Annotated in this window: 15 protein-coding genes and 2 tRNA genes; 16 read left to right on the top strand and 1 reads right to left on the bottom strand. The window is 39.8% G+C overall.

The window, feature by feature from the left end:
- On the top strand, window positions 1-957 hold the full coding sequence (locus D8787_RS02070; RefSeq protein WP_000029122.1) for an ABC transporter permease: 957 nt from the start codon (window positions 1-3) through the stop codon (window positions 955-957).
- Between the two features lie 40 nt (window positions 958-997).
- Here the strand turns inward: D8787_RS02070 and plsY are convergent, their stop codons facing one another.
- Window positions 998-1,639 carry a glycerol-3-phosphate 1-O-acyltransferase PlsY gene (gene plsY / locus D8787_RS02065; protein ID WP_125420463.1) on the bottom strand — a complete coding sequence of 214 codons (642 nt, stop codon included), beginning with the start codon at window positions 1,637-1,639 and terminating at the stop codon, window positions 998-1,000.
- A gap of 135 nt (window positions 1,640-1,774) precedes the next feature.
- Here plsY and parE point away from each other — a divergent pair, with 135 nt between their 5' ends.
- The 15 genes from parE (at window position 1,775) to rpsA (ending at window position 19,683) form a co-directional block, all read left to right on the top strand.
- Window positions 1,775-3,718 (top strand): DNA topoisomerase IV subunit B, encoded by a 1,944-nt coding sequence (parE, locus tag D8787_RS02060; RefSeq protein ID WP_125420461.1) that lies wholly within the window; start codon window positions 1,775-1,777, stop codon window positions 3,716-3,718.
- Window positions 3,719-3,732: 14 nt separating this feature from the next.
- Complete coding sequence (locus tag D8787_RS02055) at window positions 3,733-5,760, top strand: N-6 DNA methylase (protein WP_125420474.1); 2,028 nt, start codon at window positions 3,733-3,735, stop codon at window positions 5,758-5,760.
- A 17-nt stretch (window positions 5,761-5,777) separates the two neighbouring features.
- On the top strand, window positions 5,778-6,899 hold the full coding sequence (locus D8787_RS02050; protein ID WP_125420459.1) for a restriction endonuclease subunit S: 1,122 nt from the start codon (window positions 5,778-5,780) through the stop codon (window positions 6,897-6,899).
- 149 nt (window positions 6,900-7,048) lie between these two features.
- Window positions 7,049-7,390: a hypothetical protein gene (locus D8787_RS02045; RefSeq protein ID WP_125420457.1), complete on the top strand. Its 342-nt coding sequence runs from the start codon at window positions 7,049-7,051 to the stop codon at window positions 7,388-7,390.
- 12 nt (window positions 7,391-7,402) lie between these two features.
- Window positions 7,403-8,005 carry a protein adenylyltransferase Fic gene (gene fic / locus D8787_RS02040; protein WP_125420455.1) on the top strand — a complete coding sequence of 201 codons (603 nt, stop codon included), beginning with the start codon at window positions 7,403-7,405 and terminating at the stop codon, window positions 8,003-8,005.
- Between the two features lie 64 nt (window positions 8,006-8,069).
- Window positions 8,070-8,921, top strand: a complete 852-nt coding sequence (locus tag D8787_RS02035) for an aminoglycoside 6-adenylyltransferase (protein ID WP_125420453.1) — start codon at window positions 8,070-8,072, stop codon at window positions 8,919-8,921.
- A 5-nt stretch (window positions 8,922-8,926) separates the two neighbouring features.
- On the top strand, window positions 8,927-9,487 hold the full coding sequence (locus D8787_RS02030; protein ID WP_125420451.1) for a GTP pyrophosphokinase: 561 nt from the start codon (window positions 8,927-8,929) through the stop codon (window positions 9,485-9,487).
- A gap of 317 nt (window positions 9,488-9,804) precedes the next feature.
- Entirely contained in the window at window positions 9,805-12,273 is a 2,469-nt protein-coding gene (gene parC / locus D8787_RS02025) for a DNA topoisomerase IV subunit A (protein WP_125420449.1), read from the top strand.
- Between the two features lie 342 nt (window positions 12,274-12,615).
- A complete protein-coding gene (locus D8787_RS02020) occupies window positions 12,616-14,625 on the top strand; it encodes a thiol-activated cytolysin family protein (RefSeq protein ID WP_125420447.1) in 2,010 nt (669 codons plus the stop codon).
- Between the two features lie 141 nt (window positions 14,626-14,766).
- The gene (locus tag D8787_RS02015) at window positions 14,767-15,789 is read left to right on the top strand and encodes a branched-chain amino acid aminotransferase (protein WP_125420445.1); all 1,023 of its coding nucleotides are present in this window, start codon (window positions 14,767-14,769) and stop codon (window positions 15,787-15,789) included.
- Between the two features lie 22 nt (window positions 15,790-15,811).
- Window positions 15,812-17,779, top strand: a complete 1,968-nt coding sequence (locus tag D8787_RS02010) for a peptide ABC transporter substrate-binding protein (RefSeq protein ID WP_125420443.1) — start codon at window positions 15,812-15,814, stop codon at window positions 17,777-17,779.
- Between the two features lie 98 nt (window positions 17,780-17,877).
- The gene (locus D8787_RS02005) at window positions 17,878-18,108 is read left to right on the top strand and encodes a DUF2969 domain-containing protein (protein WP_000037113.1); all 231 of its coding nucleotides are present in this window, start codon (window positions 17,878-17,880) and stop codon (window positions 18,106-18,108) included.
- Between the two features lie 49 nt (window positions 18,109-18,157).
- Window positions 18,158-18,238: transfer RNA gene (locus D8787_RS02000), tRNA-Tyr, on the top strand.
- Between the two features lie 9 nt (window positions 18,239-18,247).
- Window positions 18,248-18,319 (top strand) — tRNA-Gln (locus D8787_RS01995).
- 161 nt (window positions 18,320-18,480) lie between these two features.
- The gene (gene rpsA / locus D8787_RS01990) at window positions 18,481-19,683 is read left to right on the top strand and encodes a 30S ribosomal protein S1 (RefSeq protein WP_001001631.1); all 1,203 of its coding nucleotides are present in this window, start codon (window positions 18,481-18,483) and stop codon (window positions 19,681-19,683) included.
- The last annotated feature ends 9 nt before the right edge of the window (window positions 19,684-19,692 follow it).

Genomic DNA, 19,692 nt, shown 5'->3' with positions numbered 1-19,692 from the left:
ATGTCTATTACAACCTTACTCACCCTCTTGGTGTCTTCTATGCTGATTTACTCAGCACCCCTCATCTTTACAAGTATCGGTGGTGTTTTCTCTGAACGTGGTGGTGTGGTAAACGTCGGCCTTGAAGGAATTATGGTTATGGGTGCCTTTTCTGGAGTTGTCTTTAACCTTGAATTTGCAGAACAATTTGGAGCAGCAACTCCATGGCTATCCTTGCTTGTAGCAGGATTGGTTGGTGGTCTCTTCTCTATCATCCACGCAGCAGCGACAGTTCATTTCCGTGCAGACCATGTTGTCAGCGGTACGGTATTGAACTTGATGGCGCCAGCCTTGGCTGTTTTCTTGGTTAAAGTTCTTTATAACAAAGGACAAACCGACAACCTAAGTCAGACTTTTGGACGCTTTGATTTCCCAGTCTTAGCAAATATCCCAGTGATCGGCGATATCTTCTTCAAGTCAACTAGTCTGCTTGGTTATATCGCGATTGCCTTCTCATTCCTTGCTTGGTTTATCCTCTTCAAGACCCGCTTTGGTCTTCGTCTCCGCTCTGTCGGTGAACACCCTCAAGCAGCGGATACTTTGGGAATCAATGTCTACAAGATGAGATATCTAGGAGTCATCATTTCAGGTTTCCTAGGTGGAATTGGCGGAGCGATTTATGCTCAATCAATCTCAGTTAACTTCTCAGTGACAACTATTGTTGGACCTGGATTTATCGCTCTTGCTGCGATGATCTTCGGAAAATGGAATCCAATCGGAGCCATGCTATCTAGTCTCTTCTTTGGACTTTCACAAAGTTTGGCTGTTATCGGATCTCAATTGCCATTCCTACAAGGAGTGCCTGCGGTTTACCTTCAAATCGCACCTTATGTTTTGACTATTCTGGTCTTGGCAGCCTTCTTTGGAAAAGCAGTTGCACCAAAAGCAGATGGTATCAACTATATCAAATCAAAATAAGCATACAAAAAAACGTCAGTTCACAGTTTGAACTGGCGTTTTATTTTTTAGGATTTTGATGGGTTAAGTTCAGTCCCCAAGGGACAAGATTTTCAGTTTTATTTTGGATGCGTGTGATATTATCCTTATGCCGAATGATAATTAAATTAGCAAGTGCTAGGATAATAGCGATGAAGAGAGGGTCGTAGTTACTCAGGATAAAACCAAAAAGTGGAAAGAGTAGAACTCCGATGACAGCTGCGATAGATGCTGTGACACTGGAAAGTGAAATCATACTGCCTAGATAGAGGGTTCCAAAGAAGACAACCGCAAGGTAGAGACAGAAGACAGGAGCAAATCCGAAAATCACTCCAGCGCTGGTTGCGACAGCCTTACCACCTTTAAATCCTGCAAAGATAGGGAAGGTATGTCCAATGACAGCCAAAAGTCCAAAGATGAGAGGCGAGACGCCTTGCAGATGAAATATAATCGGAAGAAGCGTTGCTAGGGTTCCTTTGAAAAAGTCAATCACAAAGGTCGCCATACCTGCTTTCTTGCCTAAAATGCGGAAGGTATTGGTTGTTCCTGTGTTACCAGAACCATGCTCGCGCAGATTGATTTGAAAGAATACTTGTCCAATCCAGAGACCAGACGGAATCGAACCCAGCAGATAGGCTAGGATTAATAAAACTATTGTAATCATACTCCTATTATATCATGAAAAGGAGAAGAAAGGCAGAGAATCTCTTATGAAATTGTCACATCGGAGAAAGAAAAATTTTGCAAAATCCTTGGAAAACCTGTAGAATAGTAAAGATGAACGAATAGGAGGTTCCTTGTGTCAAAAAAGGAAATCAATATTAACAATTATAATGATGATGCCATTCAGGTGCTAGAAGGGTTGGATGCGGTCCGTAAACGTCCAGGAATGTATATCGGATCGACCGATGGTGCTGGTCTCCACCACCTAGTCTGGGAAATCGTTGATAATGCTGTCGATGAGGCCTTGTCTGGATTTGGTGACCGTATTGATGTGACCATCAATAAAGATGGCAGTTTAACGGTTCAAGACCATGGTCGTGGGATGCCGACAGGTATGCACGCTATGGGAATCCCAACAGTTGAGGTAATCTTTACCATTCTTCACGCCGGAGGGAAATTCGGTCAGGGTGGCTACAAGACATCTGGTGGTCTCCACGGGGTGGGTTCTTCCGTTGTTAACGCCCTTTCTAGCTGGCTAGAAGTTGAAATCACCCGTGATGGTGCAATCTACAAGCAACGTTTTGAAAATGGTGGCAAACCTGTTACGACTTTGAAGAAAATCGGTACAGCGCCTAAGTCTAAGACAGGTACCAAGGTTACGTTTATGCCTGATGCGACGATCTTTTCTACGATAGACTTCAAGTACAATACCATCTCAGAGCGTCTTAATGAATCGGCCTTTCTCTTGAAAAATGTGACCTTGTCTTTGACGGACGAGCGAACAGATGAAGCGATCGAGTTTCACTATGAAAATGGGGTGCAGGACTTTGTGTCCTATCTGAACGAAGACAAGGAAACCTTGACGCCAGTTCTATACTTTGAAGGTGAAGACAATGGTTTCCAAGTGGAAGTGGCCCTCCAGTACAATGACGGATTTTCAGATAACATTCTATCCTTTGTCAATAACGTTCGCACCAAGGACGGTGGAACGCACGAGACAGGACTCAAGTCTGCCATTACCAAGGTTATGAATGACTATGCGCGTAAGACGGGTCTTCTCAAGGAAAAAGATAAAAACCTTGACGGGTCAGACTATCGTGAAGGACTAGCAGCCGTTCTTTCTATCTTGGTTCCTGAAGAACACCTCCAGTTTGAAGGACAGACCAAGGACAAGCTAGGAAGCCCTCTTGCTCGTCCCGTTGTGGATGGAATTGTGGCGGATAAGTTGACCTTTTTCCTTATGGAAAATGGGGAACTAGCTTCTAACCTTATTCGCAAGGCTATCAAGGCCCGTGATGCGCGCGAAGCGGCGCGTAAAGCACGTGATGAAAGCCGAAATGGTAAGAAAAACAAGAAAGACAAGGGCTTGTTGTCTGGGAAATTGACACCAGCTCAGTCTAAAAATCCAGCTAAGAACGAGCTCTATCTGGTCGAGGGGGACTCTGCTGGCGGTTCTGCCAAGCAAGGTCGTGACCGCAAGTTCCAGGCTATCTTGCCTCTTCGTGGTAAGGTTATCAATACAGCCAAGGCCAAGATGGCAGATATCCTCAAAAATGAAGAAATCAACACTATGATTTATACTATTGGCGCGGGTGTTGGGGCAGACTTCTCTATTGAAGATGCCAACTATGACAAGATTATTATCATGACCGATGCGGATACCGACGGTGCCCACATTCAAACACTTCTCTTAACCTTCTTTTACCGCTATATGCGTCCTCTTGTCGAGGCAGGACATGTCTATATCGCCCTTCCACCTCTTTATAAGATGTCAAAAGGGAAAGGAAAGAAAGAAGAAGTGGCCTATGCTTGGACAGATGGCGAGTTAGAAGAACTCCGCAAGCAGTTTGGTAAAGGTGCTACCCTCCAACGCTATAAAGGGCTTGGTGAGATGAATGCGGACCAACTCTGGGAAACAACCATGAACCCAGAAACGCGTACTCTTATCCGTGTCACAATTGAAGATTTAGCACGCGCCGAACGCCGCGTCAATGTTCTCATGGGAGACAAGGTCGAACCACGCCGTAAGTGGATTGAAGATAATGTTAAGTTTACGCTGGAAGAAGCGACAGTGTTTTAATGAAAGAAAATAATATGTTAATAAACTGGAAATTAGAGTCGGATGTGAATGACTATGTGAAAAAGCAGTTTGAAAATCTTGGTTTGAAAAAATTGCAGGATTATAATGAAGAATCTGCTATGAGTGCTTATCTCAAAGAGGCGCTTAAGGGAGCGGCTAAGACGCAAACTAAGACTAATTTTGGAAAACCAGATTTTCATATTGAAAAATACAAACAAGTTCCTATCTTGATTGAAAACAAACTCAAATTATCTAAGCTAGTTGCTCAAACAAAGGACGGTATTAAGTTTGATGATAAATCAATTAGTGATTTTGCAGTGAATGGGGCTTTGCATTATGCGAGGGCAGTTATTGATAGTGGTAAATATCATGAAGCCGTCGCAGTTGGTGTTGCAGGTGATAACGAAGAAAATGTGACTATCAAAGTTTATTATGTCTTTGGTTCTGCTCCTAATGCCTATAAAGAGCTATCAAAGGTAACGACTTTTGATTTTTTGGAAAATGAGTCCACCTTTGAGACATTCTACAAAGATGCTATTTTGAGCGAAGAAGAAAAACACCAAATTCTGATTGATAGTCAAGCGACCTTGCAAGGCTATGCTAAAAAGCTCAATAAATTGATGCACAATCATAATATCACAGCTCCTCAACGGGTGCTTTATGTGTCTGGTATGCTATTATCTATGCAGGATATCGTAGATTGCAAAGGCAACAAGGTTGATGAGGGCTTAATACCTGATGATTTAAAGGGTGTACAGTCTGAAACCAAGCGTGATGGTAAGAAAGTAGTTGATCAAATCAAGGCTTTCCTAGATGAACGTGAAATCAATGAAGATAAGAAAACTCTCATGTTGGCTTCTTTTGGAGAAATTTCCAAAGATAGCCAGCGTGACGAGTTGATCACCAATGACAAAGAAGTAGCACAACTTCTCCCTCAAAAGGAAAATTCTGTTACCAAGCAAATCTTCACTTTTATCTATGAGAATATTTTCAAGTCCATTGATGGTTTGGGTGGACATATCGATATTATGGGGGAGATGTACTCCGAATTTCTAAAGTATGCTTTGGGAGATGGAAAAGAAATTGGTATTGTTCTGACCCCTCCTTATGTTACCAAAATGATGGCGCAAATTCTGGGGATAACAAGTGAGAGCAAGGTTATGGATTTGGCGACTGGTTCAGCTGGTTTCCTCATTTCAGCGATGGAGTTGATGATAGATCATGCAAATATCAGTTTTGGGAAGGGGACTTCTCGAGCCAACGAGGAGATTGCGAAGCTCAAGAAAGATAACCTGCTAGGAATAGAACTTAATGCAGAGATGTATACCTTAGCGACAACCAATATGATTCTTCGTGGAGATGGATCTAGTCGAATTGAAAAAGGTTCTGCATTCAATCGTCCTGAGAGTCTGTTTACGGATTTTAAAGCTAATCGTGTCTTGCTGAATCCCCCTTTCTCTTATGAAGAAAATGGTCTTCCCTTTATAGCTTATGGTTTGGATAAGATGGAGCGTGGTGGCCTAGGTGCCATTATCATTCAAGATAGTGCTGGTTCTGGTAAGGCAACAAAGACAGCTAAAGCTATTTTGAAAAAGCATACCCTACTTGCTTCTATCAAAATGCCTGTGGATCTTTTTGTTCCCATGGCAGGGGTCCAGACTTCTATCTACATTTTTAAGGCTCATGAGGCACACGATTACGACCAGACGGTTAAATTTATTGACTTTAGAAATGACGGTTTTAAACGTGCTAAGCGAGGTATTTCAGAGGTTGATAATCCTATCCAGCGTTACCAAGATGTGATTAAAATTTATAAGGCTGGAAAGAGAGCGGAAGTGAGTAAAGAACTTTGGGATTTAGATGCTATCTTTATTGAGGACTTTATCACTGACAAGGGTAATGATTGGAATTTCGAACAGCACCAGATCATTGATACAAAACCAACCTTGGATGATTTTAAAAAGACTGTTGCTGACTACTTAGCTTGGGAAGTGGAACAACTCCTGAAAAACAAGGGGGAAGATAGCTCAAAAAAAGCCTAAGCCCTCGCCTTCAAAAATTGGAAGAGGAATTTGAAGCAAGTGGGGGCGAGTGGAGAGAGTATCGGATAGGAGATTTATTTGGTAATATTGTTCAGGGTTCCCGTCTAACGAAAGCAGATCAGATAGATGGCCTTTTACCATTTGTGATGGCAGGAGTGACTAATACGGGTGTCGTTAGACATATTGGGAATAAGATGACTATTTTTCCAAAAAATTCTCTGACTATTGATATTTTTGGAAATGTTTTTTATCGAAATTATGAATTTAGCGCATCAGATGATGTGGGTGTCTACTGGAATGACGAAGAGTATAGTGAACACTCCATGTTATTTTTAGCATCTTCAATTCAAAAATCTTTAGTTGGTAAATTTGATTTTGGAAATAAGCTACGCTCTTCTAAATCTCATGACCTCCTAGTTAAACTTCCAACTCTCAATAACAAATTAGCATTTTCATACATGGAAAGCTACATCAAAGCGCTCGAGTCTGAACGCATCGAGACGCTCGAGTCTTATCTAACTGTAACAAATCTTAGGGATTATCATCTTACAAAAAATGATGAAAAAGTACTTGACAAGTTTGCAAAACTTTCCGATACTGAGAGTAGAGTAGAGGAGTCGGAGGTATTCCAACTTTCTCAGGTCTTTAACTTATCCAGTAGTAAAAAGAAATTCAATGCAAATATGATTGAGTTTGGAGGAAAGTTTCCTTATGTAGCTCGTGGAGATAGTAACAATGGGATTCGAGGTTATATTACAGAGAGTGAAGAATTTCTCAATCCTGCCAACACAATTAGTTTTGGTCAAGATACGGCAACGATGTTTTATCAAAAAGAACCCTATTTCACAGGAGATAAAATTAAGGTATTGCGCACTAAAGAAGTAGAATTGGATAGGTATAAAGCTCTTTATTTAATTACTTCATTAAGAAAGAGTTTCTCTACATTTAGTTGGGGAAGTAGCTCTTTTAATGAAAAAGTATTAAAAGAGACAGATGTTAAGCTTCCTATCAAAAATAATCAAATCGACTATACATTTATGTCTGACTTTATTCGAGCAGTGGAGAAATTAGTTATCAAGGATTTAGTTATCTGGGCTGATAAAAAAATTGCTGCGACTAAGGAAGTAGTAGCAAGATAGTTCAGTATATCTGTCCTTTTTAGGGAGTAGCTGTCCTGACTTTTAGGCAGCTTTTCCCTAAAAAGGACAAGTTGAGTTTTGATAACAGCTGTTTATTTACAACTTACAAAAAGTTTACATTGAAAAAAGTAAGAAGGAGTATCTAGTGAATGGTGAATAAGAAACCTAAAGGAGCAGCAAAGATTAGATTGTTCAAAATAAGTCATGCAGAGTATGGGAAAGTACTTGATGTGTTGGATGCGAAAACATCTATTTTGGATGTAAGAAATATGATTTCTAATAGAGAGCCTGATTATGAGTATTTTATTCCAAAAGTGATATTTTCATTGGACAAAGAGGCTAAGGAAAATGGTTTCTATTTTAGCGGACTCAACGGAGATTTTGCTTACTTACCAAGGGTTACTACAGACATTGTAGAGTTTAAGTTGCCAGATGAACTGAAAGAACATATTGCTAAAGGACACCCTGTTTTCTATACAAAATGGCATTAATAAGGGGAAAACATGGTATTGAAAAATAAACTAGACATTACAAACTCAGCCCAGCTGGCAGATGCAGAAGAAAAACTGACAAAAAAACAAGCCGCCCTGCTTTTTCAGACAGGAGACTTGTTCAAGATGGAAGTTGGGACATTTGCAGGGCTGTCAGCTATTCACCACTATCTCTTTTCCAGTGTCTATGATTTCGCTGGAAAAATCCGTGATGTCAATATTGCAAAGGATAATTTTCAATTTGCCCCCCGTATTTTTTTAGAGCAATCCTTACAGTATATTGACAAACTTCCTCATGACAATTTTGATCAAGTGGTTGATAAGTATGCGGATATGAATATTGCCCATCCTTTCCGTGAGGGGAATGGACGCGCAATGCGGATTTGGCTAGATTGTATGCTTCGTGAAAAGCTGGGTAAGGTGGTAGATTGGAACGCCATTGATAAGGATGAATACCTGAATGCTATGAAGCGTAGCGCAGTATCGACTGGAGAACTCAAGTATTTACTTCTCAATAACTTGACGGATGACCTCAGTCAGACCAGTTTCTTTAAGGGAGTAGATGCTTCATACTACTACGAAGGATACAGTCTTTACCAGACAGGGGAATTATAGTATAAAAACTATCCAGTAAGAAGAAGCAGACACCTAGTAATCTATAAAACGAGAAGGTACTGACATGAGAGCTGAAACAGAAATGCTAGATCTGATTTTACAAACTGCCAAAACTATACAAGTAGAAGCTGTCGTTATGTCTGGTTCACGGACAAACCAAAATGCTCCAAAAGATGAATTTCAAGACTACGATGTGGTCTATGTCGTGGATGATTTTGATAATCTGACGGGTGACCTTTCTTGGTTGGACTATTTCGGAAAACGAATTATAGAGCAAGAGGTTGTTCTTGACCATCGTCGTCTTTATCTCATGCTCTTTGAAGATGGTAATCGTATTGATTTGACTCTCTGCTCAAAAGAACACATTCAAGAGTGGGTGGATAGTGAGGCAGGATTCACTGTTTTGGAAGACCCAGAACATTTATTTGACCCCTATTCCCAAAATCTAGAGCGTTTCTGGATGAGTCCAGCTAGTGAGACAGATTTTAAAAATTCCTGTAATGAATTTTGGTGGGTGTCTGCCTACGTGGTCAAAGGAATTTGTCGCAAGCAAGCTGTCTATGCGACCGACCATTTCTACGGTATTTGTCAGCAAGAACTCTTGAAGGTCTTAGCTTGGCAGGTCGCAAGCGATAGGGGAGCAGTCGACATAGGAAAGAATTACAAGAATCTCTTTAACTATTTACCCACTGAGAAAGAAAAGGAATTCTCAGATTTGCTTGATTTTTCAAGTATAGATAAAATCACTCAGTCTTTGTACGCTACAATGGAACTTTTCCACCAAGAAGCTCAAAGACTTGCTCAAAAGCTGGGCTTTGACTACGATAAAGAAGTGGCTGAGAAGATGATTGAGTATGCTGAGGAAAAAGTAAAGAAGTTTGGGAATAACTGGAAAAATGAAAAAGCGAGAGGATAAGATTCATGATTGAAAAAGTAGAACGCCTCATTACAGAGATTAATCGTATTCATAGAGAATATTCTAAAGATTATTTTGAAACGGGTAAGGTGGAAAAAATCAATCTCAAGCATACCTTTTCAAAAGTTCCGACGAAAGCGATTTTGGCCTACCGTCTGAATTTACATGAGTCAATCAATGACTATCTGATGAAGGCGGATGTTCAAGATATTGCCTATGTTTATCGTGTCAAAACTTCTGAGTCTATTTTAGATAAAATTACACGTTTTTCAGAGCGTCAAGAGGGCTATCCTGTGAATTCCATTCTCAATGATATTTTTGGTGCTCGTATGATTTTAAGTTCCAAAGAGATAGCTCAAGTCATGGAGAAATTAGATGATTGGCAAGAGAATTACGGACTAAAAAACTGGTATTTACGTGATAAAGATGGCTATGTCGGTATTCATATCTATTTTAAAAATAAGAGTAATTTTTATTACCCATGGGAACTCCAACTTTGGGATAAGAAAGATGTTGATAGCAATATCGCCAGTCATATCAAGTATAAGCGAGGATTTGTAAAATAGACATTTCAAGTGGAAGTGATGATACAGGAATTGGATGAAATTCACTCACCCTATATTTTTTTCATAATATTTACACTCCATTCTTAGAAAGGAGTTGAACACGCTCTAAATGCTGTGTGAAATTCCTTAATACTAACCTAATCAATAAATTTTAAAACTTTAAACTACAGAAAGGATAGTTTGGTTACTTATAGTAACTGAATACGGGACTAATACTTAGGAAAAAAGAGAAGTCACCTTGGGTTCGTCGAGCACTGAATCGATTTCCTATTTTTCTACAGAAATTTTCGGTAAGCCGAATCGTCCCTTTGTATCTTATGTCTAACATTCAAAATATGTCCCTGGAGGACATTATGGGAGAGCGTTTTGGTCGCTACTCCAAGTACATTATTCAAGACCGAGCTTTGCCAGATATTCGTGATGGGTTGAAGCCAGTTCAGCGTCGTATTCTTTATTCGATGAATAAGGATGGCAACACCTTTGACAAGAGCTATCGTAAGTCGGCCAAGTCTGTCGGTAACATCATGGGGAATTTCCACCCACACGGTGACATCTCCATCTATGATGCCATGGTTCGTATGTCTCAGGACTGGAAGAACCGTGAGATTCTAGTTGAAATGCACGGTAATAACGGTTCTATGGACGGAGATCCGCCTGCGGCTATGCGTTATACCGAGGCGCGTTTGTCTGAAATTGCTGGCTACCTTCTTCAAGATATCGATAAAAAGACCGTTCCTTTTGCATGGAACTTTGACGACACGGAGAAAGAGCCAACTGTCTTACCAGCAGCCTTTCCAAACCTCTTGGTCAATGGTTCAACTGGTATTTCGGCTGGTTATGCCACCGATATTCCACCGCATAATTTGGCCGAAGTTATCGATGCGACAGTTTACATGATTGACCACCCAATTGCCAAAGTTGATAAGCTGATGGAATTCCTACCTGGGCCCGACTTCCCGACTGGAGGAATTATCCAAGGGCGTGACGAAATTAAGAAGGCCTATGAAACTGGGAAAGGGCGCGTGGTTGTTCGTTCCAAGACTGAGATTGAAAAGCTAAAAGGTGGTAAGGAACAAATTGTTATTACTGAGATTCCTTATGAAATCAACAAGGCTAATCTAGTCAAGAAGATTGATGATGTTCGTGTCAATAATAAGGTGGCAGGTATTGCTGAGGTTCGCGATGAGTCTGACCGTGACGGTCTTCGTATCGCGATTGAACTCAAGAAAGACGCTAATACGGAGCTTGTTCTAAACTACCTATTTAAGTACACAGACCTGCAAATCAACTACAACTTTAACATGGTGGCGATTGATAATTTCACACCTCGTCAGGTCGGGATTGTCCCAATCTTGTCTAGCTATATCGCCCACCGTCGAGAAGTGATTTTGGCGCGTTCACGCTTTGACAAGGAAAAGGCTGAGAAACGTCTGCATATCGTCGAAGGTTTGATTCGAGTGATTTCGATTTTGGATGAAGTCATTGCCCTTATCCGTGCTTCTGAGAATAAGGCTGACGCCAAGGAAAACCTCAAAATCAGCTATGAATTCACAGAGGAGCAGGCAGAGGCTATCGTTACCTTGCAACTGTATCGCTTGACCAATACAGACGTCGTTGTCTTGCAAGAAGAAGAAGCAGAACTTCGTGAAAAGATTGCCATGCTGGCGGCGATTATCGGTGATGAGCGGACTATGTATAATCTCATGAAGAAAGAACTTCGTGAGGTCAAGAAGAAATTTGCGACTCCACGTTTGAGTTCTCTAGAAGACACTGCGAAAGCAATCGAGATTGATACAGCTAGTCTTATCGCTGAGGAAGATACCTATGTCAGCGTGACCAAGGCAGGTTACATCAAGCGTACCAGTCCACGTTCCTTTGCTGCTTCAACGCTGGAAGAAGTTGGCAAACGTGATGATGACCGCTTGATCTTTGTTCAAGCTGCCAAGACAACACAGCATCTTTTGATGTTCACAAGTCTTGGAAATGTCATCTACAGACCAATCCATGAATTGGCAGATATTCGCTGGAAGGACATCGGAGAGCATCTGAGCCAGACCATTACAAACTTTGAAACCAACGAAGAAATCCTTTATGTGGAAGTGGTGGATCAGTTTGATGATGCCACAACCTACTTTACTGCAACTCGTCTCGGTCAAATCAAACGCGTAGAACGAAAAGAATTCACTCCATGGCGGACCTATAAATCTAAGTCTGTCAAGTATGCTAAGCTCAAAGACGAGACAGACCAGATTGTAGTAGTGGCTCCAATTAAACTGGATGATGTTCTCTTGATAAGTCGAAACGGTTATGCCCTGCGCTTTAACATAGAAGAGGTTCCGGTTGTGGGTGCCAAGGCTGCAGGTGTTAAGGCTATGAACCTGAAAGAAGATGATGTCCTCCAATCGGCCTTTATCTGTAATACTTCATCCTTCTACCTCTTGACTCAGCGTGGAAGCTTGAAACGTGTTTCTATTGAGGAAATTCCAGCAACCAGCCGTGCCAAACGAGGGCTACAAGTCTTGCGTGAGTTGAAAAACAAACCACATCGAATTTTCTTGGCAGGAGCAGTTGCAGAGCAAGGCTTCGTTGGTGACCTCTTTAGTACGGAAGTAGAAGAAAATGATCAAATTCTGCTTGTTCAATCCAACAAAGGAACTGTCTATGAAAGCAGATTGCAAGACTTGAATTTGTCAGAACGAACTAGCAACGGTAGCTTCATCTCTGACACGATTTCAGATGAAGAAGTTTTTGACGCTTATCTTCAGGAAGCTTATACAGAATTTTAATCTAAGAAATGATAAAAACAATGAAAAGCTTTTCAGTAAGAAATTTCTTAAGCTATAGATTTAAAAGTTGAATTTGATTATATATACAAAAACGAACAGTGCTACGTCCCAACTGATAGGGACGTAAGCCTGGTCGTTTTCTTGTTTTTATTGGTATAGACCACTCGGTTTTTAAATATTTATATGTTAATGTATTAGCAACTATATAAGTTGACCTAATAAAAAATACTAGCTTTTTTAAAGTAAACGATTGCGTCTATAATATTTTTATGATATAATCTTGTCGTTTAAAGAAAGCGCGCTTAAGAAATAATTAGCTCAAATATATTAAAGGAGTTTTGTATGATTAAAAATAAAGGGATTAGTAAGCGTAGTATTGGAGTATGTGGCGTTGCCATTGCAACATTTTTGCTAGGTTCTGGACTGATTTTTCAAACAAATGTAGTAAAAGCAATAGAGTCAAGTGTAGCTACAGTTTCTGGTGAAAACATTGCTGCTCATAAGTCTGCAAGTCAGAGTTCAATTGCGTATGGAGGAGAAGCGTCTAGAGCGGTTGATGGAAATCGAGATAACGCATGGAGCCACCGTTCCGTTACCCATACAGATTTTCAAGATCATTCTTGGTGGAAAGTAGATTTAGAGAAAGAAGAATCAGTAGGAACTGTTCGTATCTACAATCGTGGAGATGGGGATGTAGCAAAGCGTTTATCTAATTTTGATGTTATTTTGTTGGATAAAGCTGGAAATGAAGTAACTCGTCAACACATCGATAGCTTAAATAATCAGCCAATGATTGATGTTCAATTTTCTGGATTTAATGCGCAATATGTTAAAATTGAACTAAATAATACCAAAACTCCTCTTAGTTTGGCAGAAGTCGAAGTGTATCGTTCTGTAAAAGAAAAAGCAGCGACTAACACTAAACTAGAAAGTAAAGCAAAAACAGATTTTACTGCTGAACTCAATCACTATTTGTTTGATTTGAATTATGATAAAACAGATATTTTAACTAGACGGGGTGAGGCGATAGAAAATTACACCAATACAAGCACAAAGCAACAAGGGAATGAGTTTGTGGTTGTAGAGAAAGTGAAGAAGAGTCTTTCCAATGGTTCTTCTGATGTTGCCATTAATAGCAATGGGGATATTTACCTAGGTGCTTTGTTTAAAGTAAATCAAGACCTTTTAGAAAATAAACCACAGCAAATTAGTTTAGATCGTAGCAAAGGTAGGATTAGTGTTGACTTACCAGGAATGGTAGGCGGAGATAGCTATGTAGATGCTAATCCAACTGTAAGTGGTATGCAGGAAGGTGTGAATACCTTGTTAAATCGTTGGCATGAAAAGTATGCTGCGAAAAATCCTGCTCCAGCACGTATGCAGTACGAATCAACTTCTGCTTACAGCATGAATCAGTTGAAAGCAAAATTTGGAAGTGATTTTGAAAAAGTCGGTGTTAATTTGAAAATTGACTTTGAGGCTGTAAATAAGGGTGAAAAACAAGTTGAAGTTGTTGATTTTAAACAAGTTTACTATACTGCTAACTTTGATGCTCCAAAAAATCCATCAGATGTATTTGCCTCAGGAGTAACCGTTGATCAATTAAAAGCACGTGGAATTGATGAAAAGACACCTCCTGTATATGTATCAAGCGTTTCATATGGACGTCAAATGTATGTCAAATTTGAAACAACAAGCAAGAGTACAGAATTGAAAGCAGCTATCGATGCTGTAATTAAGGGAGTACCGATTAAAGCCGAATCTGAATGGGCGCGTGTCTTGAAGGATACCAAGGTAACAGTTTCAATCGTAGGTGGAAATGCTGATAGAGCTGGACGTGTTGTGACAGGTACAGTAGAAGATTTGAAGAGTTTGATTCAAGAAGGAGCTACTTTTAGTACACAAAATCCTGCTGTTCCAATTTCTTATAAGACTGCATTCTTGAAAGATAATCAAGTGGCCACAATTCAAAGCAATACAGACTACATTGAAACTAAAGTCACTTCATACAAAAATGGTTTCCTCAATTTACATCATAAGGGAGCCTATATCGCTCGTTACTATGTTTACTGGGATGAAGTAACTTATGACAAGGATGGCATCGAAAGCATCCGCTCACGTCAATGGGAAGATAATGGTAAAAGTAGAACAGCTGGCTTCCAAACGGAAATTCAATTTAGAGGAAATGTGCGCAATATACGCGTGAAGATTCAAGAAAAAACAGGTCTTGTTTGGGAACCATGGCGTACAGTTTATAATCGCACAGACCTTCCTCTTGTTCAAAAACGTACCATTGTTAACTCAGGTACAACAATCAGACCAAAATACGATGAAAAAGTTGAAAATAACTAATTTTTCACTTGTAAAAGGAATCAGTTCTAAGAGCTGGTTCTTTTTATTGAAGAAATTTTCTGAAAATTACAAAATATACTTGCTATTTTAGAAAAATAGTGTAGAATAAAAGAAATAGGTTTTTAGAATAAGGAGTGGAATATGACAGTAACGATTGATTGGGAAAACCTTGGTTTTTCCTATATGAAATTACCTTATCGCTATATTGCTCATTTTAAAAATGGACAATGGGATCAAGGAGAGCTTACAGAGGATGCAACCTTGCATATTTCAGAGTCTTCTCCAAGTCTTCACTATGGCCAACAAGCATTTGAAGGTTTGAAAGCTTATCGTACTAAGGATGGTAGTGTTCAACTTTTCCGTCCTGACGAAAATGCCAAACGCTTGCAACGGACATGTGACCGTCTCTTGATGCCCCAAGTTCCAACAGAAATGTTTGTAGAAGCTTGTAAAGCAGTTGTCCGTGCCAATGAAGAATACGTACCACCATACGGAACAGGTGGGACCTTATATCTTCGTCCTCTTTTGATTGGTGTCGGAGATATTATTGGGGTTAAACCAGCAGAAGAGTACATTTTCACCATCTTTGCTATGCCAGTTGGAAATTACTTTAAGGGTGGTTTGGTTCCAACCAACTTCTTGATTCAGGATGAATACGACCGTGCAGCGCCAAATGGTACAGGTGCGGCTAAGGTTGGTGGAAACTATGCTGCAAGTCTCTTGCCAGGGAAAATGGCCAAGTCACGCCATTTCTCAGATGTTATCTATCTAGATCCTTCAACACATACAAAGATTGAAGAAGTCGGTTCAGCTAACTTCTTTGGAATTACAGCTGACAATGAATTTGTAACACCATTGAGTCCATCTATCTTGCCATCTATTACCAAGTATTCCTTGCTTTACTTGGCAGAACATAGCTTGGGCTTAACTCCTATTGAGGGTGATGTCCCAATTGATAACCTTGACCGTTTTGTAGAGGCAGGTGCATGTGGTACAGCAGCAGTGATTTCCCCAATTGGAGGTATTCAACATGGAGATGATTTTCATATATTCTATAGTGAAACCGAAGTGGGGCCTATTACACGTAAACTTTATGATGAATTGACTGGTATTCAGTTTGGCGATATTGAAGCGCCAGAAGGTTGGATTGTAAAAGTAGATTAAAATAAACAAAAGGAGATTTTTTATGAAATCGAAAAAGTGGCTCTTAACAGCAGGAGTGGTCCTGAGCACGACAGCTATTTTAGTGGCTTGTGGAAAAGCTGATAAAGAAGCAGATGCACCGACAACATTTTCTTATGTCTATGCAGTAGATCCAGCATCATTGGACTACAGTATAGCGACTCGAACATCGACGACAGACGTTATTGGAAATGTTATTGATGGTTTGATGGAAAATGATAAATACGGCAATGTTGTTCCTTCCTTGGCTGAAGATTGGTCTGTATCAAAAGATGGTTTGACTTATACTTATAAACTTCGTAAAGGAGTGAAATGGTACACTTCTGAGGGTGAAGAATATGCAGAAGTAACAGCCCATGACTTTGTGACAGGACTAAAACACGTAGCTGATGGCAAGTCAGACGGTGTCTCTCTCATCCAGAATTCAATCAAGGGATTGGATGCTTACATGACTGGTGAAACGAATGATTTCTCTACAGTTGGTGTCAAGGCCTTGGACGATTATACAGTTGAATATACCCTAAACAAACCAGAAAGTTTTTGGAATTCTAAAGTTACAACAGCGACGATGTTGCCTGTAAATGAAGAGTTTTTGAAGGCATCAGGTAAAGATTATGGAGCCGTTACTCCAGCAGGGATTCTCTATAATGGTCCTTATTTCTTGAAGACTTTGACTTCTAAATCCTTGATTGAATACGAGAAAAATCCAAATTACTGGGATAAAGAAAATGTAAAAATTGAGAAGATCAAATTGACTTACTACGATGGTTCTGATCAGGAATCATTGATCCGTAGTTTCTCTTCTGGTGCCTATACGACAGCCCGTCTCTTCCCAAGTAGCTCAAACTTTGCTTCGACTTTAGAGCAATACGGAGATAAAATCACTTATAGCCCACAGGACTCAAGTAGTTATTACTTCACCTTTAACGTAAATCGTCAGTCATATAATAAAACTGCGAAAACAAGTGAAGAGCAAAAGACTTCTACAAAAGAAGCGATGCTTAATAAGGACTTCCGTCAGGCTATTAACTTTGCCTTTAACCGCCATTCTTATGCTGCTCAGTTAAACGGTGAAGACGGTGCGGACAAGATTATTCGTAACAGTCTAGTTCCAGATAACTTTGTACAAGCAGGTGGTAAGAACTTTGGTCAAATTGCTCAATCAGAGTTGGTGAACTACGGTGACCAATGGAAAGGTGTTGAGCTAGTTGACGGTAAGGACTCTATCTACAACCCTGACAAGGCTAAAGCAGCATTTGAAAAAGCTAAGAAAGACTTAGAATCTAAAGGGGTAACTTTCCCAATTCACTTAGATGTTCCAGTTGAACAAACAGATACCATCGCCGTTCAACAAAGTAACTCTTTCAAACAGTCAATCGAATCAACTCTTGGTGCTGAAAATGTTGTCATCGACGTTCTTCAAATGACAGATAATGAAAAGGAAACAATCACTTCACAAGCGCGTGTTCCTTCCCAAAAAGACTATGATTTGAATAGTACAGGATGGGCTCCAAGTTATCAAGACCCAGCATCTTATTTAACTATCATGGATCCTAAATCAGGTTCTGCTATGAAACACCTAGGTATCACTAAAGGAAAAGACAAGGATGTCGTAGCTAAGGTTGGTTTGGACCAGTATAAGAAATTATTGGATGATGCCGATTCAGAAACTACGAATCTTGAAGAGCGCTATGAAAAATATGCCAAGGCTCAAGCTTGGTTGACAGATAGTTCATTATTGATGCCAACAGCCTCATCTGGTGGTTCTCCAGTTGTAAGTAATGTCGTGCCATTCTCAAAACCATACTCACAAGTTGGTATTAAGGGTGATCCATATATCTTTAAAGGAATGAAATTGCAAAAAGATATTGTTACGACCAAAGAATATGAAGAAGCACTGAAAAAATGGCAAAAAGAAAAATTGGAATCAAATGGTAAGTACCAAAAAGAACTAGAAAAACACATTAAATAAAGCAGAAAACTCTATATCAGACACGGAATGATATAGAGTTTTTTCTTGCTAGTTTTTGGATTTTCTTGTAAAATAGAAAAAGTGAAGAGAGGTATGAAATGAGTAAGAAAGATAAGAAAATCGAAATTCAAGTAGCAGATGCCAAAGTTAATGTAGGAAAAGACAGTTTTGAAGGTTATACTTTGACCATTGGTAAAAAAGTTATCGGAGAAATTGCCGAATTAGATGGACAGTTTGCTATTATAAAGAATGGGAATGTCGACAGTTTTTATAAAAAATTGGAAAAAGCTGTGGAAATTTTGATTGAAAATTATAATTTAGCAAAATAAGTCTTGTTTTTTTGAAATTTTCATGATATAATAGTCCATGTTGATTGTAGGAGAGATAGCGAAGAGGCTAAACGCGGCGGACTGTAAATCCGCTCCTTCGGGTTCGGGGGTTCGAATCCCTCTCTCTCCATTTCATCAATGGGGTATAGCCAAGCGGTAAGGCAAGGGACTTTGACTCCCTCATGCGTTGGTTCGAATCCAGCTACCCCAGTTCTTAGGTAATGATCAAGATAAAAAGCAAAATATCTTAGGGTATTTTATTTTTATAATTGAAAGACGTGAACGATATAAACATGTCCTTGCGGGTGCTTAGGAAAAAAATTATAAGTATGTCAAGTTTAAGAAAAACTTGATTGTTGGAGGATTTTTTAGATGAACGAATTTGAAGATTTGCTAAATAGCGTTAGCCAAGTTGAGACTGGTGATGTTGTTAGTGCTGAAGTATTGACAGTTGATGCGACTCAAGCTAACGTTGCAATCTCTGGAACTGGTGTTGAAGGTGTCTTGACTCTTCGCGAATTGACAAACGATCGCGATGCAGATATCAATGACTTTGTTAAAGTAGGAGAAGTATTGGATGTTCTTGTACTTCGTCAAGTAGTTGGTAAAGATACTGATACAGTTACATACCTTGTATCTAAAAAACGCCTTGAAGCTCGCAAAGCATGGGACAAACTTGTTGGTCGCGAAGAAGAAGTTGTTACTGTTAAAGGAACTCGTGCCGTTAAAGGTGGACTTTCAGTAGAATTTGAAGGTGTTCGTGGATTTATCCCAGCTTCAATGTTGGATACTCGTTTCGTACGTAACACTGAGCGTTTTGTAGGTCAAGAATTTGACGCTAAAATCAAAGAAGTTGACGCTAAAGAAAACCGCTTTATCCTTTCACGTCGTGAAGTTGTTGAAGCAGCTACAGCAGCAGCTCGCGCTGAAGTATTCGGTAAATTGGCTGTTGGTGATGTAGTAACTGGTAAAGTTGCTCGTATTACAAGCTTCGGTGCTTTCATCGATCTTGGTGGTGTTGACGGATTGGTTCACTTGACTGAATTGTCACACGAACGTAACGTTTCACCAAAATCAGTTGTAACTGTTGGTGAAGAAATTGAAGTGAAAATTCTTGATCTTAACGAAGAAGAAGGACGTGTATCACTTTCACTTAAAGCAACAACACCTGGACCATGGGATGGCGTTGAGCAAAAATTGGCTAAAGGTGATGTAGTAGAAGGAACAGTTAAACGTTTGACTGATTTCGGTGCATTTGTTGAAGTATTGCCAGGTATTGATGGACTTGTTCACGTATCACAAATTTCACACAAACGTATTGAAAATCCAAAAGAAGCTCTTAAAGTTGGTCAAGAAGTTCAAGTTAAAGTTCTTGAAGTTAACGCAGATGCAGAGCGCGTATCACTTTCTATCAAAGCTCTTGAAGAGCGTCCAGCTCAAGAAGAAGGACAAAAAGAAGAAAAACGTGCTGCTCGTCCACGTCGTCCAAAACGTCAAGAAAAACGTGATTTCGAACTTCCAGAAACACAAACAGGATTCTCAATGGCTGACTTGTTCGGTGATATTGAACTTTAATCAAATTGA

It is taken from the genome of Streptococcus mitis (assembly GCF_003944325.1).
GTDB classification, from domain to species: domain Bacteria; phylum Bacillota; class Bacilli; order Lactobacillales; family Streptococcaceae; genus Streptococcus; species Streptococcus mitis_CW.
Note: the sequence above shows the minus strand (reverse complement) of the source record. Positions and strands in the feature narration are given on the sequence as shown.

Coding starts and splice junctions, on each gene's coding strand:
- D8787_RS02070 (WP_000029122.1), top strand. CDS start 1: ATGTCTATTACAACCTTACTCACCCTCTTGGTGTCTTCTATGCTGATT.
- plsY (WP_125420463.1), bottom strand. CDS start 1,639: ATGATTACAATAGTTTTATTAATCCTAGCCTATCTGCTGGGTTCGATT.
- D8787_RS02055 (WP_125420474.1), top strand. CDS start 3,733: ATGTTAATAAACTGGAAATTAGAGTCGGATGTGAATGACTATGTGAAA.
- D8787_RS02045 (WP_125420457.1), top strand. CDS start 7,049: ATGGTGAATAAGAAACCTAAAGGAGCAGCAAAGATTAGATTGTTCAAA.
- fic (WP_125420455.1), top strand. CDS start 7,403: ATGGTATTGAAAAATAAACTAGACATTACAAACTCAGCCCAGCTGGCA.
- D8787_RS02035 (WP_125420453.1), top strand. CDS start 8,070: ATGAGAGCTGAAACAGAAATGCTAGATCTGATTTTACAAACTGCCAAA.
- D8787_RS02030 (WP_125420451.1), top strand. CDS start 8,927: ATGATTGAAAAAGTAGAACGCCTCATTACAGAGATTAATCGTATTCAT.
- parC (WP_125420449.1), top strand. CDS start 9,805: ATGTCTAACATTCAAAATATGTCCCTGGAGGACATTATGGGAGAGCGT.
- D8787_RS02020 (WP_125420447.1), top strand. CDS start 12,616: ATGATTAAAAATAAAGGGATTAGTAAGCGTAGTATTGGAGTATGTGGC.
- D8787_RS02015 (WP_125420445.1), top strand. CDS start 14,767: ATGACAGTAACGATTGATTGGGAAAACCTTGGTTTTTCCTATATGAAA.
- D8787_RS02010 (WP_125420443.1), top strand. CDS start 15,812: ATGAAATCGAAAAAGTGGCTCTTAACAGCAGGAGTGGTCCTGAGCACG.
- D8787_RS02005 (WP_000037113.1), top strand. CDS start 17,878: ATGAGTAAGAAAGATAAGAAAATCGAAATTCAAGTAGCAGATGCCAAA.
- rpsA (WP_001001631.1), top strand. CDS start 18,481: ATGAACGAATTTGAAGATTTGCTAAATAGCGTTAGCCAAGTTGAGACT.